Origin of the sequence: Magnetospirillum sp., from assembly GCA_027532905.1 — a bacterium.
In the GTDB taxonomy this organism is placed as follows: Bacteria; Pseudomonadota; Alphaproteobacteria; order CACIAM-22H2; family CACIAM-22H2; genus Tagaea.
Genome location: JAPZUA010000005.1, coordinates 364,156 through 380,798 on the forward strand (window position 1 = coordinate 364,156; position 16,643 = coordinate 380,798).

Below are 16,643 nucleotides of genomic sequence, written 5' to 3' on the forward strand. Positions count from 1 at the left end.
TCAGCCGTCCGTATCCGACGGGTCGCCGTGCGCGAGCACATACTCGACCATTCTTATGTCCCACTCGGTGTCGATCGACACGTGGTGGCCCGGGATCACGAGCGCGCCCGCGTTGCGGCCGAAGATCGTCTTCTGGTCGATGATGCATTCGCGCGTCATCGCGTAGGCAATACCGTTGCGATGGTAGAGCGGCGTCAATTGCTGGCGCGCGATCACGCCGCGCCCGCTTTCGTCGAAGAACCCGAGCTTGGGCCCGTCGAGCACGAACTGCTTGAGCGGATGGGCCTTGAGATCGGTCTGCGACACGGTGACGACCGAATCCCAGCCGCCGGTCGCAAGCATGCGGATCGCGTCCGACACGTTGGCAGGCGTGCGCAACGGCGAGGTGGGCTGCAGCATCGCGACGATGTCGTAGCGCACGCCATCAAGCGCTTCGCATTCGCCAAGCGCATGCGCCAGCACTTCGAGATCGCCAATACGGTCGCCCGAAATCTCGGGCGGGCGCCGGAATGGTGCGGCAAGGCCCGCCGCCTCGGCAACGGCCGCGATTTCTTCGTGGTCGGTCGAGACGACCGCGCGGTCGATCTCGGGCACTTGACGCACGACATCGCCTGCAAGGGCGACCAGCGGGCGGCCGCGCACCGTGCGCAGATTCTTGAGCTTGATGCCTTTCGAGCCGCCCCGCGCGGGGACGACCGCGAGCACGCGTTTGCCGTCGATCAAAAGTGCCTCCCGAGGCGCGCAGCCGCACTCATGCCGGCGTCAGAACGAGATAGAGATTGTCGGCACGGCCCGTGGCTTCGAGGCACGCCTGCCAATGTTTGTCCATGGTCGCGTCCAACGGCGGCATCGCCGTGCGACCTTTGGGTTTGCGGTCGCGCATCCAGTGGAGCGCGTTGGCCATACCGTAGCGATGCACATAGCGCGTCTCGGCAACGGCGAATCCGGCACGCCGCGCGCAGTTGCCGAGCGAGTCCGCGTCGAACGCCCAGCGATGCTGGGTGCGGTAGAAAAACGCCGGAAAATCGTCGGGCAGCAGATCCATCAGGATGTCGCGCCGGTTCGGCGTGGACAGCACGAGGATGCCCGACGGCTTCAGCAACGCGCGGATCGACGCGAGAAAGTCGCGCGGTGCGTCGACATGCTCGATAACCTGAATGCAGAACGCAATGTCGAGGCCCGCCCCGATCGCGGCATAAGCCGCTTCGCATGAGGCGTACCAATCGTAGCCGCGCGCCTGCAGCGAAGGCGCGAAAGCCTGGTCGGGGTCGACGGCGATCGCGCGCGCGGGCAAAGCCCCCAGATGGTCGAGCAGACTGCCGCCGCCGCAGCCGACATCGGCGACGACCGCCTTGCGCAGCGAACGCGGCCATACGACTTCGGTCGTGAAGCGCGCCAGTTCGTCGTGCATGTCGAAATGGCGACCCACGTCGTGGGCCTGTGCAAGCTTCGCGCGGTAGGCGTGCGATTCGTAGTCTTCCTTCTGCAGGCACGCACTTTCCGCAAGGCGATCGACGCCGCAGCCGCTGCAGCGCGCCACGGCCGCGTCGCGCGAGGCGCCAAAAATGCCATCGCGTACCGGGCCGCTGTATAGCTGCGTCCAGCCGGCGGCCGCGCAGATCGGGCACGGCGGAAAATCTTTCTCGTTCATGCGGCAAGCCTCAGAAGCGGCAGGAGTTTGTCGAGCCGGTAGATGCGCGCGGCGTTCGCCGTACCGACCGGATAGAAGGCACAGCCGAACGCGGCGGCACTTGCGCGATCGTCGTCGCCGTCGCCGACGACGGCGATTTCGTGCGGTACGGTGCCGTGTTTGGCAATCAACTGCGCCAGCGTTTCTTCTTTGGCAGCCGGGCGGCCGTGCAGCGAACGGAAATGCCCGTCCCAGCCGCGGCGCGCCACGATCCAGGCAAGGCTCGCAAGCGGTGTGGCCGAACTCAGATGTGCGTCGATCCCCTCGGCTGCCAAGGCCCGCAATAGGACCTCGGCACCCGGCATCGCAGGTGCGGCAGCGACGGCCGCATCGACGATGTCCGTGTAGGCGAGCGCCAAAGCAGCCGCATCGCGGCCATCTTTGCGCGCACGCAGTGCGGCATAGCGCTTGAACACGACGTGGCGGTCGCCGGGACCGGCGGCAAGCGCTTGCGCCATCAGCGCGGCGCCGTCGGGATCGCCTGCGACGACGCGGTCGTAGGCGGCGCGCTTCAGCGCGTTCGAATCGACCAGCGTGCCGTCGAAATCGAAAACGACGCGGCGGATCATTCCGACGGCGGGATCGTCGCCGAACGGATCTGTTCGGTCAGCTGGAAGCGGCCCCAATGGTCGACGATGGTCTTGCGCTGGGCCGAGGTCAGCTTGTTGATGTTGGGGTCGCGGTACATGCTGTCCGACTTCTGGATCGTGGTCGAAATCTCTTCGAACACCGAGCCTGTTTCGGTCCAGAAGCGGTGCCACACGCCGGGCAGCACGGTCAGCACGTCGCCAGGCTGCAGCACCTTGCGCTTGTTTTCCATCTCCATGACGAGTTCGCCCCACAACACGACGAAGGTTTCTTCCTTGTGCGTGTGGAAGTGCCACGGGTGCATCTGGCCCGGCAGCTGGACGAGTATCTTCTTGGCGTAGTCGCGGTTCACGACCGTGATCAGCACCGCGCCGACCTTGCGGAAATTGGCCACACCGTAATGGTGCGAATACTCGGTCTGGAACTCGTGCGACAGCGGCACGCGTGCATAGGCAAGCAAGGCTTTGACCTCGTGGATCGCGCGCTTGATCACGCGTGCATCCGGATCGCTCGGCCACTCGATGCCGGCAAGCTCGACCGGCGCGTCGGGGGCGACGGCTTGGCGTGCGACGATCCCGTCGCGCCACTCGCCCGAAGAAAGCTGGCCGGGGCGATAGGGGAACGCGAAATAAATATGGTCGGCGCGCAGCGTTTCGCCCACTTCGATGCGGGTGCGCGCGAAAACGCCGCGGCGCAATTCGTCGATCGCGGTCTTCTCCGCGGGACTCGCGGGCTGGCGATGGCGGCTGCCCGAAAGTGCGCGCGCGCGCGCCCATGCCGCGATCCACGCATCGAGCTGGGCGGGCGTCGAGGAATAGGCGTTGAGCTTGATCGTGTCGGTTTCAATACCAACATGGCGCTCAAACATGCGGGCACCGAACGCGTAGGCAAGCCCCACATGCACGGTCTCGCCGGGCGGCTCGTGTGTGGACCAGCCGATCGTCGTCCCCGGATAGCGCTCGGCGAATTCGGCGATGTTGGCAAGATTGCAGGCAGCATCGGGTGTGGGATAGATCGACACGCAATGCATCAGCGCAAAATCGCAGCCGCGATGGGTGAGGAAGCTCACAAGATCGTCGACCTCGCTTTGGTCGAGCCCGCCAGTCGAGGCGACCACGGGCAAACCACAGGTCGCGATTTTCTGCAAGAGCGGCCAGTCGCGCGCCGAGCAGCTCGCGACCTTGATAATGTCGAAACCCATGTCGGCGATGCGGTCGACCGAGGCCTCGTCGAACGGCGTGCACATCGCAAGCAGGCCCGTCTTGCGGATCTCGGCCAGCAACTCGCCGAACTGGGACCAGCTCAGCTGCGTCGACAGGAAGCGCGGCACGTGCTTGTTGGTCGGCACGGCGCGTTCGTCCTTGTGGACGAATTCCGGCAGATCGCGGAACTGGAACTTGATCGCGGCCTTTACGCCGTGCCGCTTGGCGATCTCGGCGCAGGAACGGATGATGGCGCTGCCGTGCGCCACGCTGCCCTGGTGGTTGTTGGCAAGATCGAGGACAAAAAGATCCTCGAAGCCGAATTTTGCGATCGTCTCGGTCATGGCGCTACCTTGTTCGGAAAAACTCAAACGGCTGCGAGTGCAGCGGGCACCCACCCTTTGGAATAGTCGATCTTCACGCGCCGGCCCGTCTGCTGCGAGAGATGGGCGGCGGCAACCACGAGCATCGTGTCGAGCCCACGCGACAACGCGATGGGCGACTTCGCCGGGTCGCCCGCAAGTGCTTGATCGATGTGGCGCAGCTCTTCGATGAAATCGTCGGGGCGCGTTTTGGAAACGCGCTGCACGCTCGCAACACGGCCCGGCAATGCGGCTTCGACCTGGTCGATGCCGGGTGCGTAGCCGCAGGTCCATTCGACGAAACCGTCCGCGCCCTGGATGCGCGCCCATTTGCGCGGCGGCTGCGTAACCACGTCCTGCACGCAACGCCCGACGAGCCCGCTCTCGGTCTCGAGCGTCATCATGCACAGGCGGTCGTAGTCGATGGTGCCGTCGCGCACGAAATCGAGCGTGGCCTGAACGAAAACGACGCGCCCGCCGCCGACGACATGCGCAAAATGCTGCCACAGATTGGCCGCGTGCGAATGTTCGCCCGAAGCCCCGCCCCCGCGTTGCCAGTAGCCGAGATAGCTGTCGGAGGGGCCCGAAAGCCACGGATGGGCCGCGAAGATGCCGCCCCAGAATTCACGGAATTCGACGTCGAGCGTCGCGATCTTGCCGATTCCGGGGGCCAGCGCGGTGTCGCACGCAAGGCGGGCCGCACGGCCCACGACATGGTCGTAGCCCACGAAGCCGGCCACACCCGCTTTGGCCGCTTCGTCGGCGAGCGCTTGGGCACCTTCAAGATTGGGGCCGCACAGCGGCTTCTCGACGAGGACGGCGCGCGCGCGTTCGGCCACAGCCGCGCGCGCGAGCTTGATGTGCACGTCGGGTGGCGTGCCGACGCAGACGAGATCGTAACCGCCTTTGGGCTCGTCGGCGGGCGCGAACAGGCGGATCGCCTCGTCCCACTTGCCGTAGCGCCCCGGATAGATCGAGTTGCGCATACGCGCGAGCGCTTGCGGATCGGGATCGACCACATCGACCGCCCAGTCGAGCGTGCGCGCGGCATTCGCCAGATGGTTACCGATCGAACCTGCGCCGTAGATCTTGACCTTCATTTTCTCTCGATTCTCCTGAGCGCAGCGTCGATCATTCGACGGCGGGCAGCCGGTTGGAAACAGATTTCGGGTCGGACTGGTCTGGCGCGCCGACGTGGGCGGCCAGCATTGCTTTGAACTCGGGACTGCGCATAGACAGCGTCTGGAACGTGCCTCGGTCTTTGACCTTGCCGTCTTCGAGCACCACGATCTCATCGCATTCTTTGAGCGTATTGATGCGGTGCGCGATGATGAGCGTCAGACGCTCCGGCGCGCGCGCGGCAAGAACCGACTGGATTTCACGTTCCGTCTCTCCATCAAGCGCACTCGTCGCCTCGTCGAAGATAAGAATGCTCGGACGGCGATAGACGGCACGCGCGATCGATACGCGCTGGATTTGCCCGCCCGACATGCGCCCGCCGCGCTCGCCTACATGCGTGTCGAGGCCGCGCGGTTGGGCGGCGACGAAAGCCGCAAGCTGCACCTCTTCGAGCACTTGGGCGAGGCGTACATTGTCGAGCTGTTCGCCGCAGGTGACGTTTTCAACAATTGTGGCATCGAAAAGAAACGGCGCTTGCGCCACGTAGCCGATGCTCCGGTGCCATTTGCGCAAGTCGATCGACGCGAGATCGACATCGTCGACCGACACGCGTCCGCTGGTCGGCGAAACGAGACCGGCGAGAATGTTTGCGAGCGTCGATTTTCCCGAACCCGACCGACCGACAAGGCCGTAGACCTTGCCGCGTTCAAAGACGACGCTATCGACGGCAAGGGCCGGATGTTCTGCGTCGAGATAGGTTTTCTGTACGCGCTCAAGTGCTATGCGCCGCCACGATGCGGGCGGCTCGATCGTCGATTTCTCGGCTTGCGCGCGGTTGACTGCTTCGAGTTCGGACAGAACCTCAAGGATCGAATGCACGATCGGTGCCGAACGAAAGAGCTGGGCGAGGCTGTTGCCGATCGCATTGAAAACCGGCAAAACACGCGCGAAGAATACTGCGACGATCGCCATCGTGGCGGCAGCACCGGCGGCATTGTCGCTCGTCGCCCACAGCGCGAATGCGGTCGCCAGAAATCCGATCTGGCCCATCGTATGGATCAGAATGCCGGGCGAGCCGGCCCATATGCGCGCCGAGATTCCCAATGCCGAGGCGGTGCGGTTGGGGGTTGCGAAGTAGTCGACGAAATAGCGTCTGTTGCCCGAAAGTTTGACCTCGCGAAGGCCCGCCAGTACCTGCATGAGCCGTTGGGCGGCAACATTGCGCACGTCCGCGACGGCATTTGCGCTGCGCCTTATGTGCTTGCGGAAGAAGCCGACAACGCCCGCCACTAATGCAGCCGTCACAGCAATGGCCCCGATGCCCATCGACGGCGCCATTGCCACGACGGCGATCGCCGGCATCAAGATGAGGACCAAAGACTGCGTGCACGCCATTACGTTCTGGAGAAAGTCGTTGCGCCACGTCGAAACATCGACCTGAATGAGGTTCAATTTCGCGGCGGTCGAGAAGCGTTGCGACCACTCGATAGGTGCGGCGACAAGCTGTTCCAGCATTTCGTTCGCCAGGCGCGTCCGGCACGCTACCGAATGGCGCTCCGAAATGTAGAGCGTCAGAAGGCGCACGCTCGCCGACACGAGCATGAGCATGACGATGGCGGCTGCAAACACGCCGAGCGCTGCAGTTTGGTTGGCAAGATCGATCCACAGCGCCAGGAACGTTCCCACCTTCGACGTCGACAAGCTTTCCGGATCGAAGAGCACATAGACAATCGGGCCGATCATCGCGAGAATGCCAATCTCGAGCATCCCCGACAGGAGGGAGACCGCGACAATAGAGAAAGCGCCGAGCTGCTCGCGCGTCGACATCAAGCGAAACGCGCGGACAACCAAATTGCGCCGTAAGCCCCCCGTCACCGGCGAACCGCCGCTGATATCGTTAAGTTTGCCCAATGGCGATCCTTTTTCCACGCTGCTTTGCTCGACTCGAGTGGCGCTGCAGCGCGCACGGATGCGTGCCGCGTAGCGGCGCCGACTGCCAAAAAAGGATTCGGCGCAAAAAGGTCGAGTTCACGCTGTGAACATGTAACTAGCATTCTTGTTCTGGCGATTGCAACAATGACGCGTTGGTTGCGGCATATTCAGCAAGCAGCTTCGCATGGCTTATCTGCCCCTTTACGGAGATGCCGGGGGTTTGGGTCAGGATTTGCGTTTCGTAGAATAATTATCGTAAACGTCATTTCGTTGCGCGCGAGCGGCCAAGCGATATACGGCAGCATTTCACGCGCGAAAAGCGACAATCCAATGCAGGAAATGGTCGATTTGCTTCCGCCGGTAAACAGAGAATTGGAAATAGCGTCGAGATTTTCCCGCGCGACGGCCTCGACAGCTTCAAGCGGGTTAGGAAAATACCCGACGTCGCGCGTAGTCCAGCGAGTGGTAGTATGCATGGACGATTTCGACATCGGCCTTGGCATAGCTCGGCAGCTCCCCGCGAAAAAATGCCGCCCTCGATTTGACGCCTTTCGAATCATGAAAGCGAAACTCGAAATCGCTCCCCATCTGGCTACTCACGCCAGCGATAGCTTCATAGATTTGCTGGCCTGCTTTTAGCTTTGCAAGCGAGACGCCCCGCAATCCCAACCTATTGTCCGCGAAACGTTGGAGTAGCTAGTGGACAATCATCGCAGTGCCCGACGACAAGGGCGTCGGCAGCGCACCGGGACAGCACACGAACGGTATCCGTTTCGGCGAGTTTTCCATCGAACCTACCGTCTAGCCGAACCAGCCTTGCTGCGACGTACGTAGCGCACCAGTCGGCACCCACGCCCGTCGATCAAGCCGTTTCGACGAGGCGCACGACGTGTTCGAGATGCGTCGTCGGCTGGTCGGTGCGGCGGTTGGCGCTTGAGTAGACCAGCGCGTCGCTGCGGTCGTAGATCTGGTCGCAGCCATCGCACAGCAGGCCACATCCCTTGAATGCGAGATTTTCGTGGACCTGCTTCACGTTCGCAAGCGCCGGGCCGCCCAGAATGTCGAACAACGAAGCCTTGTACATGTTACCGACGGTCAGACGGTTGTTGAAGTCGAAACAACAGACCGAAATATCACCGTTGACGCGCAGGAACGGGTTGCCCTTGACCGGGCGTCCGCACGAGCGAACCTTTTGGTCGCCCTGGCGGTCGTTCGTGACGTAGGCCAGAGGCTCGATTGACTGCGCACCGCCGTAATTATGCGGGCGCCAGACCATCGTTTCGTCGGCGATCGTGGACCAATAGGTCTTCCAATCTTCGATTTCGTGTTCGTTTTCCGGGAAGATCAGGTACGACAGAATCGTGTAGGGGCGCTGGCCGCGCGGCAGCGCCAGAAGAGCATGGATGTTTTCCCACACCTTCTCGAACTTCACGACACCGGCATGCACGGCCTCGTAGGATTCCTTCGAAAAGCCGTAGTTCGAAATCTTGATTGTATCGATGTATTTGGCGATCCAGGGCAGCGCCTTCTTGTTCAAAAGGTGGCCGGTCGTCGCAATGTAGATGCGCAGGTGCGGATAGTTGGTCTTGGCGTAACGCAGCTTCTCTTCAAAATCCGGATCCATCAGCGGATCGCCGAAGCCGCAAAGATCGAGAGACGTGACGCCGAGTTTCACCGCTTGGTCGACTGAAGTCGTGAAAAGGTCGAACGGCATGTGTTGCCAGCGCATCGAGTATTCATCGCGCGGGCACATGATGCATTTGGCGCCGCAATAGGTCGTGTTCTCGATCGTCAGCTCGCGCGACGCAATCACAATGCCTTTGTCGCCAAGATTCTCGAGCATCGATGACTCCTCGGTAGGTTCGATTGAAGTCGGGGGACAGAAGATATCGTGTTCATGTAATGAACGCGGTTTTTTCTAACATTGGTTACCAGACGATGCAAGGCCAAACTCGCCCTTGTTTTACAGCGTGTTGGCGCCTACTGGGCAGCCCCGTGGCGCGCTATGACATCACAAACAAATGCTTCGAGCGCGTCTTTGTAGCGGGCCTGGGGTGTTGCGACAAAAAACGCGACGCGTTCCTTGATGCGCACGGGATAGTCCGGATCATCGACTTGCGCCACTAGCTCGCACAACAACGGTACAAACGAATCGACCGAACGCGCGACGAGCAGCAGGCTCATGTCGAACAGCTCTTCGAAATGCCGCAACTGCGCGGTGATCACGCCTTTGATTTCCGCCTCGTCCTCTTTGGGGTGGTAGCAAAGTGCGGGCTTGCCGTGGACTGCGCTCTCGATCAAGATCGTCGAGAGCGGCGAGATAAGGGCGTCAATCGACGCCAGAATGTCGTGGGTGCGCGCATAGTCGGTAATGTGGAAGCCGCGATGGGTTCCATCCGCGATACGTGCAAGGAAATCGCGCATCGTGGTTTCGATCTGCACATGCTGCCAATTCGCGGCCAGAATGTTCTTGGCGAATTGCTGGCGCATGCCGAACGGATGCGGCCGGTAGACGATCTTCATCGGTGGCAAAGCGCCCGACGAAATCGCAGCGTCGATTGCGTCGAGATGCCGCGCTTCGTCCAAACGCTTGGACGAACCCGCATAGAGGACGACACGCGCATCGGCCGCAAAGCCGTACTCGGCACGGAACGCGGCCGGATCGATCCGCGGCGGATTGCGGAACACGTCGAATTGTGCCGCACCGATGATGCGAACGCGTTCGGGGGGGGCACGCATCATCTCGACGCAATGTATGCGCGTTTGCTCGCCCCACACGACGACCCAGTCCGGCGTGCCGGCGGCAGCGCGCTTGATACTGGGATTGTCCCACGAGTTCATCACGAGGATGCTCGGAATCTTACGCCGATGGCCGATCTCGACCACGTCGTTGATGAAGTAGCCTTCGAACGTGCTAGGATGAATCAGCACGTCTGGCTCGAATTCGGCTATCAGCGATTCCAGTGCCTGTGCCGGCACTTCCTTCAAGCGAAGGGAGGTCACGTACTCGGCCAATTGGCGGATCCCCGGAAGGGCGAGGATCGCGTGGATGAAAGCGGCCTTAAAGCCCCATTGAAAGAACCGCAGTCGCCAAAGTCGATATGCGTCGAGACGCAGCGGTAAGCGCATTTGATCGATCGCAACCAGTCGCTTCCACAACAAGCGGCGCGCTTCGGGCAATTCAACGATCTGAAGGTGGTACCGTTTGGGGATCAATTCGCGGCCGTTGATGATGCGCCGCCAACCTACCGGCGGCAGCACGAAAATGCAGTCGTGTTTGGCCATCATCGCGTCGAACGTATCATTGAGAAGGAAATGACGGATCGTCACGTCCGCATCGACGAATATGATCGCCTTCTGTCGGCGCGCTGGAAGGGCATGCATATCGGTCTCCACTCGTCGCCTCAGATCGTGTAGCCGGTCGCCGCGTTCGCCTGGCCGGTCGCTCGCAGCCACGCAACCGTGCGCGCGAGCCCGTCTTCGAACGGAACTTGCGGCGCCCAGTCGGTCATCGCGCGAATGCGCGAAGTGTCCGCGCACAGGCGGTTCACTTCGCTGCCTGCCGGGCGCAGGCGCTGCTCATCGGTGTCGATCGGCGCTTGATGCCCGCAGATCGCCATCAGCTTTTCGGCTGTTTCGCCGATCGTGTATTCAAGACCCGTCCCGATATTGACGGTCTGGCCGATCGCCGAATCGCACAGCGCCAGTGCGAGCATGCCGGCGGCCGTATCGGTCACGTAGTTGAAGTCGCGTGTCGGCGACACGGCGCCGAGCTTCAAGCGTTCGACCCCGGCCAGCAATTGGCCCGCGATCGTCGGGATCACCGCGCGCATCGTCTGGCGCGGCCCGAACGTGTTGAAGGGCCGGGCCACTACCAGCGGCAGGCCGAAGGAGAGATGGTAGGATTCCGCCATCTTGTCGGCGCCGATCTTGGACGCCGAATAGGGCGACTGGCCGACCAGCGGATGGCTTTCCGGGATCGGCACGATTTGCGCCGTGCCGTAGACCTCGGACGTCGAGACATGCACCAGGCGGCGCAGAGCTTTGGCGCTGCGGCACGCCTCGAGCACGTTGAGCGCGCCAGTCACGTTGGTGTCGACGTAGGAACGCGGCGCTACGTAGCTGTACGGAATGGCGATCAAACTCGCGAGATGGAAGACGTAGGCGCAGTCGCGGGCACTTGCCTCCACGCGCTCGGCATCACGAATGTCGCCCGGCACGATCTCGAGCTCGGCGCGGATTTCGGCGGGCACATCCGCCAACCAGCCGAGGCTGCTCCACGAATTGTAGAGCACGAGTGCCCGCACCTTGGCGCCGCTGCGCACCAGAAGTTCGACCAAATGGCTGCCGATGAAACCATCGGCACCGGTCACGAACACTTTTTCGCCTGAAATTGCCGCCGTCATGTGCGCTCCGTTTTGCGGTTCTCGAACGTCGCGACGGCCTTTTCGAGGTCGCCCGGATTGCCGATATCGCTCCAATACTCGTGCACCGGAAACACGCCCACGCGCTTGTCCGCCGCAAGAGCGGCTTCGAGCAGTTCGGTCATGTTGTAGTGTTTGTCCTTCGGCACCAGCGCCAACGCTTCCGGCGACAGCACATACATGCCCGCATTGCACAAGAAGCGCTGCAAGGGTTTCTCCTCGATGCGATGCAGGCGCCTTCCCTCCACATGCAGAACGCCGAACGGCACTTCGACGCGGTAGAGGATGGCGGCAACCGTCGCGAAGGCGCGCTCCTCATGGTGAAAGCTGCACAGATGGCCGAAATCCGACGTCGTCAACACGTCGCCGTTGACGACGAGGATCGGGCGCATGGGCGCTTCGGCCAGCAGCGACAGCGCCCCCGCCGTGCCCATTTTTTCCGATTCGCGCAGATATTCGATGCGCGCACCCATCGCCGACCCGTCGCCGAAATGCGCCTCGATCATGTGGCCGAGATAGTTGGTCGCGATGAAAATGCGCTTGAGCCCGCTTGCCACCATCGCGCGCACCTGGCGCTCGAGCAGCGGCGTGCCGGCGATTTCGATCATGGGCTTCGGCCGGTCGAGCGTGAGCGGGCGCAGCCTCTTGCCCTCCCCGCCCGCCATGATCACGGCGAAGTCGAACGCTTCGCCGCCGGTCGGCACGTCGGTGTCGATGTCGGCAAGCTGTGCGATGTCGGTGAAGCGACCGGCCGCATCCACAAGCGGAATGGCGGCGACGCGCCGGTCCTGCATGATCTCGCGCAAGGCCGCCGGTGCGGCTTCGGCGGGGCCCGTGACGGGCGTGCGCGTCATCACGTCGGCGGCCTTGGCGTCGAGCCCGTGGCCCGCAAGCAATGCGCGGCGCACGTCGCCGTCCGACAGCACACCCAACAGATGCCCTTCGGCATCGACAAGCGCGCAGATGAGCGTGCGCGAACGCTCGAGCGCTTCGACCGCGTCGCGCAGTTTGGCCGTGGCGGGCAGTGCGTTGCGCATCAGCGGAACCACCCGTCCTGTACTTCGCCCGCCAGCGTCATGCGCTTGCGCAGCAGCTTTTCGTCGAGTGCCACTTCGGCCAAGACCTTGGCGATCTTCACGCCCGCATCGCCAAGACCGTAGGGATTGGCGACCGACCGGCAAAGCGACCTGAACGCATCGTCGAACAAGCAGTTTCGCGTTGCGGTGGCGACCGCGTCGGCATCGTAGCCCGCGTCGAGCACGTTTTCGGCGCGCAGGCGGCCGAGCTGGCGCGAACCGATATTGACGGTCGGGCACCCGAAGGCCGGCGTTTCCTTGATGCCCGACGACGAGTTGCCCACGCACGCCACGCGGATGGCCGGATCGCGCGCCAGCGCCAGCACGCCGTGATAGAGCCAGCGCCCGAGCGAGCGATGCATAGAGAGGCCCGGCACACGCTGGCTTGCGAGATTCTCAAGTTTGGCGATGATCGCGCGCCCGCCCGCATCGTTGTTGGGATAAGTCGCAACCACCTGCACGCCCTCCTGCGCCAAGCGCTTGAGCGCTTCGAGGGAGGGCTGCGTTTGGGAAGCGGCCTGGTCGAACTCGGTCGTGACCGAATGCTGCGTGAACAGCACCACGGGACGCGCTAGATCGAGCCCGAGCTTGGCCGCGACGTCGGCGGGGCGCGCGAAATTTCCGTCTTTGATCATGTCGATCGCGGGGAAGCCAACCGTGTGCACACGCCAAGCCTCCTCGCCCATCGCCAGCACGCGATTGCTCGCCTGCTGATTGGTCGTGAAATGCAGGTGGGCGAGCTTGCTCATCGCATGGCGCACGGAATCGTCGAGCGCACCGCCTTCGGTCAGATCGCCGCCTTCGACATGCGCCGTCGGCACGTTCATCTGCGTGCCGGCGACGACGGCGGCGAACCCTTCGAAGCGGTCGGCATAGACCACGAGAATGTCGGGCGCAATGCGCTCGAGGGCCGCACTCATCGACAAAATGCCCGAGCCGATAGCGCGTGCCGTGCTCGATTTCGAATCCTTCGGCATGTCGATCTTCACTTCGGCATGGATCGCAAAGCCGTCGGCCTCGATCTCCTTCAGCGTGGCGCCGAAATCCGGATCGAGATGCGCCCCCGATACGATCAGCCGGTAATCGAGATCCGGGTGCGCTTCGATCGCGCGCAAGATCGGATATTGCAGACCGTATTCAGCCCGGTTGCCGGTGAAGACGGCGACGATGCGTTTGCTCATTTCAGATCCGCGGCAAGTTGCGAAAGCCCGTCGTCGAGCGACGTGCGGGCGGTCCATGAAAGCTTCGCGGCGAGGGCCGCACAATCCAGCACCAAATGCGAGACCGTACTTTGCGGTGCCGTCTCGACGATTTCGCGGTCCGGCTTGCCGAAACGCGTTGCGAGCATCCGCGCCAAGGAACGTGCCGAAATGCCGCGTCCCGTGCCGACGTTCCAGATGCCGCCGGCGCGCGCGGTTGCGACGCGCATGAACGCGGCCACGGCATCGGCGACCCACAAATAGTCGCGCACGGGCCCGCCGTCGCGAATCTTGATTGGTCCCGCCGTATGGCACTGCGCCAGAATGTCGGACAGCACGTTGTTGGCGGCCATGCCCGGCCCGTAGAGATTTGCAAGCCGCAACGCAGCGCCGCCTTGTGCCAAAGCGGCGTTCTCTGCGGCATGCTTGGCGCGCGCATAGACACTTGCGGGCGAAACGGCTTCGTCTTCGCGATGCGCGTGGATCTGAGCATCGCCGTAGACCGCTGCCGACGACGCAACGACGACGAACGCCCAGTCGCGCGCATAAAGAAGCCGTGCGCGTTCGCGGGCCGCTTCCACATGCGCTTCACCCGCCGCTTGCGCGGCAGCAAGATCGCGCGTGTCGGCAACATCGACAAGCACGCAGTCGCGGCCCGGCGGAACGAGATCGGCATAGTCGCCGATCTGCAGCGCTTTGCCGTTCGGCGGCGCCGGGATCGGTCGGCGTGCGACGGCAAGAACGCTTGACCCTTGCGCCGAGAGCGCACGCACGAGATGGGTGCCGACGAACCCGCTTGCACCCGTCACCACGAACATCGCGTCAGCCGAGGCCGACCACGTCGTCGGGCGCGATATGCACGTCGGCCGGGATGTCGCGGCTGGCGCGCTTGCCGACCACGTCTTCGAAGCGGTCGGCTTTCAACTGGCCCGTGCCCGGACGCTTCACCCAGATATTGTCGCGGCTGAATACGGCGCCGGCCTTGATCGGGGCGATCGACACGACCGTCGCATAGGCGAAGTCGATGACAGGCTGTTCTTCGGCAAGGATCGTCTTGCCGCCGCCGCGCGCCTGCCACACGGCTTTCGAGCCCGTCACGAGATGCGCAAGTTCGTCCGGCTCGATCGAGATGGGCGTATCGGGGCCTGGCCATGCGCGCGACACGGTGAAATGCTTCTCGAGGATGCTCGCCCCCAGCGCCACCGCACCGAGGCACGTATAGATGTTGAGCGAATGGTCCGACAGACCGATCGGTGCGCTTGGAAATGCCTGCTGCAGATCGCCGATACCGCCGAGCCGCACTTTCTCGTAAGGCGTGGGATACATGCTCGTGCAGTGCAAGAGCGCGTAAGGTACGCGGCCTTCGAGAACGGCCACCGACCGGCGCACCGAGGCAAGATCGTTCATGCCGGTCGACAGGATGACCGGCTTGCCCAGGCGCGCGATATGGTCGAGCAGCGGCAGATTGTTGCACTCACCCGAACCGATCTTGAAGGCCGGCACGCCCATCGCGTCGAGCCGGTCGGCCGCCTCGCGCGAAAATGGCGTCGAGAGATACGTGACGCCCTTGTGCGCGCAATAGGCCTGCACGCGGCGCTCTTCGTCTTCGGTCAGTTCGCAGCGCTTGATGATGTCCCACAATTTCTCGGACGAGATTTCGCCCGGCGTCATGTCGGTGGGCACCATCTCCTTTTCGGTGATGTGGCACTGGAATTTCACGACCTCCGCACCCGCTCCCACGGCCGCATCGACCATGGCGATCGCCTTGTCGAAGCTGCCTTCGTGGTTGATGCCGACTTCGACGATCACGAGCGGCGGATGGTCGGGGCCGATCTTGCGGCCGGCGATTTCGAATGCGGGCATGGGGGCACTCCTGACGGGCGAAGGTCGCGGTAGCTCAGCTTACGGACGGGATCTCGACTTCGACGACGGCCAAGATCGTCTTGAGCAGCGCCTGAAGTTCGGGATGGCGGCGGGCGGGATCGAAATCGGCCGCACGCGCGATCTGGGCGAGGAACGCAAAAACACGCATCGCGGCAAGGGCGCGCAGATCGACCGTTGCGCGCAGACCGTTCAGTGTCGCGATCAGGCGCTTGAACAAGGCGGCCGTCTCGCGGATTTCGGGCTCTTCGTAGAGCGCTTCGTCGAGCTGATCGACTTCTTTTGCGGGCGCCAGCAATCCGCGCGCCGCCTCGATCGCGGCGGCGTCGGGTGCGCGCACCTTGCGCAGCGTGACGACGGTCGCCGCACGCGCGAACTGATGGTCGACGTCGCGCCCGATCGGATCGATCCCCGAACTCGAGGCGACCTCGAAACCGAGCAGCTCCATCGCGCGCAGATAGGTTGCGACCGTGTAGAGCCTTGCCTGGCGCGTGAAAACGCCGTCCATGTAGATGGAGGTGAGGTAGTTGTCCTTGACCTGGTCCGAGTAGAACAGCCGCGCGCCGACATAGTCGGCGCCGAAGCGGTAGCCGGGCGGCACCACGTTGCTGCCGTACATGAGCGTGCGCAGCGCATAGAGCACAAAATTGTCGAACGTGCCCGAGCGGTAGAAGTAGAGCCAAAACATGCCGCCGGTCTTAAGCGCCGCCGCACAGTTCGAAATGCCGCGACCGACATCCGAAAAATGCTGCACGATGCCGTTCAGATACACGAAGTCGAACTTGTCGTGACCGAGATCGGCGTCGACGATATCGCAGCACGTCGTCTGCAGGCGGGCCGCGAGCCCGGCATCGCTGCGATAGGCCGACATGCGCGCGACGTTCTCGGGGCTGATGTCGAAATGCTCGACGCGCTTGGCGCCGAGTTCGAGAAAGACCAGCGCCTGGCGCCCGGTGCCGACATCCATCACGTTCCAGTCGGCCATGGATTCCGGCCGAATGCCGGATTTGCGCAGATCGCGCAGCATCGACTTGCGATAGCCGTCGAGTACCTGCGGATCGGCGAGCGAATCCCACACCTTGTCGCGATCGGCAAGGATGGCCCCGGATCCCAGCGTGTAGCGTCCGTAGACGGTCGTTTGCTCCGACATGTCCATTCGTACTGTTTGCC

The 16,643-nt window shown here is 63.1% G+C and carries 16 protein-coding genes; 2 read left to right on the forward strand and 14 right to left on the reverse strand.

Annotation, left to right across the window (positions count from 1 at the left end; all coding sequences use genetic code 11):
- The 6 genes from O9320_18355 to O9320_18380 are packed head-to-tail and all read right to left on the reverse strand — an operon-like array spanning position 1 to position 6,788.
- Positions 1–723, reverse strand: coding sequence for an acylneuraminate cytidylyltransferase family protein (locus tag O9320_18355; GenBank protein MCZ8312813.1), 723 nt, complete (start codon positions 721–723; stop codon positions 1–3).
- Positions 724–751: 28 nt separating this feature from the next.
- Complete coding sequence (locus O9320_18360) at positions 752–1,651, reverse strand: class I SAM-dependent methyltransferase (protein ID MCZ8312814.1); 900 nt, start codon at positions 1,649–1,651, stop codon at positions 752–754.
- Positions 1,648–2,259, reverse strand: a complete 612-nt coding sequence (locus O9320_18365) for an HAD family hydrolase (GenBank protein MCZ8312815.1) — start codon at positions 2,257–2,259, stop codon at positions 1,648–1,650. The genes O9320_18360 and O9320_18365 overlap by 4 nt, the downstream gene beginning before the upstream one ends.
- Positions 2,256–3,824: an N-acetylneuraminate synthase family protein gene (locus O9320_18370; protein ID MCZ8312816.1), complete on the reverse strand. Its 1,569-nt coding sequence runs from the start codon at positions 3,822–3,824 to the stop codon at positions 2,256–2,258. The genes O9320_18365 and O9320_18370 overlap by 4 nt, the downstream gene beginning before the upstream one ends.
- A gap of 23 nt (positions 3,825–3,847) precedes the next feature.
- The gene (locus O9320_18375; protein ID MCZ8312817.1) at positions 3,848–4,942 is read right to left on the reverse strand and encodes a Gfo/Idh/MocA family oxidoreductase; all 1,095 of its coding nucleotides are present in this window, start codon (positions 4,940–4,942) and stop codon (positions 3,848–3,850) included.
- Between the two features lie 31 nt (positions 4,943–4,973).
- Positions 4,974–6,788, reverse strand: a complete 1,815-nt coding sequence (locus O9320_18380) for an ABC transporter ATP-binding protein (GenBank protein ID MCZ8312818.1) — start codon at positions 6,786–6,788, stop codon at positions 4,974–4,976.
- 579 nt (positions 6,789–7,367) lie between these two features.
- Here O9320_18380 and O9320_18385 point away from each other — a divergent pair.
- Positions 7,368–7,532 (forward strand): hypothetical protein, encoded by a 165-nt coding sequence (locus tag O9320_18385; protein MCZ8312819.1) that lies wholly within the window; start codon positions 7,368–7,370, stop codon positions 7,530–7,532.
- A gap of 223 nt (positions 7,533–7,755) precedes the next feature.
- Here O9320_18385 and O9320_18390 read toward each other — a convergent pair whose 3' ends face one another.
- Positions 7,756–8,736 (reverse strand): radical SAM protein, encoded by a 981-nt coding sequence (locus O9320_18390; protein ID MCZ8312820.1) that lies wholly within the window; start codon positions 8,734–8,736, stop codon positions 7,756–7,758.
- A gap of 137 nt (positions 8,737–8,873) precedes the next feature.
- Entirely contained in the window at positions 8,874–10,022 is a 1,149-nt protein-coding gene (locus O9320_18395) for a hypothetical protein (protein MCZ8312821.1), read from the reverse strand.
- On the opposite strand from O9320_18395, the gene O9320_18400 reads away from it, so the two are divergent.
- On the forward strand, positions 10,023–10,310 hold the full coding sequence (locus O9320_18400) for a hypothetical protein (GenBank protein ID MCZ8312822.1): 288 nt from the start codon (positions 10,023–10,025) through the stop codon (positions 10,308–10,310).
- On the opposite strand, the gene O9320_18405 is transcribed toward O9320_18400, so the two are convergent.
- From O9320_18405 to O9320_18430, 6 genes are read right to left on the reverse strand one after another with little or no spacing between them, the layout of a single operon-like run.
- Positions 10,298–11,299, reverse strand: coding sequence for a GDP-mannose 4,6-dehydratase (locus O9320_18405; protein ID MCZ8312823.1), 1,002 nt, complete (start codon positions 11,297–11,299; stop codon positions 10,298–10,300). The genes O9320_18400 and O9320_18405 overlap by 13 nt on opposite strands.
- Positions 11,296–12,354, reverse strand: coding sequence for a nucleotidyltransferase family protein (locus O9320_18410; GenBank protein MCZ8312824.1), 1,059 nt, complete (start codon positions 12,352–12,354; stop codon positions 11,296–11,298). Before O9320_18410 ends, O9320_18405 begins: the two co-directional genes overlap by 4 nt.
- Complete coding sequence (neuC, locus tag O9320_18415) at positions 12,354–13,574, reverse strand: UDP-N-acetylglucosamine 2-epimerase (protein ID MCZ8312825.1); 1,221 nt, start codon at positions 13,572–13,574, stop codon at positions 12,354–12,356. Before neuC ends, O9320_18410 begins: the two co-directional genes overlap by 1 nt.
- Entirely contained in the window at positions 13,571–14,410 is an 840-nt protein-coding gene (locus O9320_18420; GenBank protein MCZ8312826.1) for an NAD(P)-dependent oxidoreductase, read from the reverse strand. The genes neuC and O9320_18420 overlap by 4 nt, the downstream gene beginning before the upstream one ends.
- A gap of 4 nt (positions 14,411–14,414) precedes the next feature.
- Positions 14,415–15,455, reverse strand: coding sequence for an N-acetylneuraminate synthase family protein (locus O9320_18425; protein MCZ8312827.1), 1,041 nt, complete (start codon positions 15,453–15,455; stop codon positions 14,415–14,417).
- A gap of 34 nt (positions 15,456–15,489) precedes the next feature.
- Positions 15,490–16,623, reverse strand: coding sequence for a class I SAM-dependent methyltransferase (locus tag O9320_18430; GenBank protein MCZ8312828.1), 1,134 nt, complete (start codon positions 16,621–16,623; stop codon positions 15,490–15,492).
- Positions 16,624–16,643: the final 20 nt, after the last annotated feature.

Excerpts from the sequence above, each read along its gene's own strand:
- O9320_18360 (MCZ8312814.1), bottom strand. The coding sequence starts at position 1,651 with ATGAACGAGAAAGATTTTCCGCCGTGCCCGATCTGCGCGGCCGCCGGC.
- O9320_18365 (MCZ8312815.1), bottom strand. The coding sequence starts at position 2,259 with ATGATCCGCCGCGTCGTTTTCGATTTCGACGGCACGCTGGTCGATTCG.
- O9320_18370 (MCZ8312816.1), bottom strand. The coding sequence starts at position 3,824 with ATGACCGAGACGATCGCAAAATTCGGCTTCGAGGATCTTTTTGTCCTC.
- O9320_18375 (MCZ8312817.1), bottom strand. The coding sequence starts at position 4,942 with ATGAAGGTCAAGATCTACGGCGCAGGTTCGATCGGTAACCATCTGGCG.
- O9320_18380 (MCZ8312818.1), bottom strand. The coding sequence starts at position 6,788 with ATGTCGACGCGCGAGCAGCTCGGCGCTTTCTCTATTGTCGCGGTCTCC.
- O9320_18385 (MCZ8312819.1), top strand. The coding sequence starts at position 7,368 with ATGGACGATTTCGACATCGGCCTTGGCATAGCTCGGCAGCTCCCCGCG.
- O9320_18390 (MCZ8312820.1), bottom strand. The coding sequence starts at position 8,736 with ATGCTCGAGAATCTTGGCGACAAAGGCATTGTGATTGCGTCGCGCGAG.
- O9320_18395 (MCZ8312821.1), bottom strand. The coding sequence starts at position 10,022 with ATGCGCTTACCGCTGCGTCTCGACGCATATCGACTTTGGCGACTGCGG.
- O9320_18405 (MCZ8312823.1), bottom strand. The coding sequence starts at position 11,299 with ATGACGGCGGCAATTTCAGGCGAAAAAGTGTTCGTGACCGGTGCCGAT.
- O9320_18410 (MCZ8312824.1), bottom strand. The coding sequence starts at position 12,354 with ATGCGCAACGCACTGCCCGCCACGGCCAAACTGCGCGACGCGGTCGAA.
- neuC (MCZ8312825.1), bottom strand. The coding sequence starts at position 13,574 with ATGAGCAAACGCATCGTCGCCGTCTTCACCGGCAACCGGGCTGAATAC.
- O9320_18420 (MCZ8312826.1), bottom strand. The coding sequence starts at position 14,410 with ATGTTCGTGGTGACGGGTGCAAGCGGGTTCGTCGGCACCCATCTCGTG.
- O9320_18425 (MCZ8312827.1), bottom strand. The coding sequence starts at position 15,455 with ATGCCCGCATTCGAAATCGCCGGCCGCAAGATCGGCCCCGACCATCCG.
- O9320_18430 (MCZ8312828.1), bottom strand. The coding sequence starts at position 16,623 with ATGTCGGAGCAAACGACCGTCTACGGACGCTACACGCTGGGATCCGGG.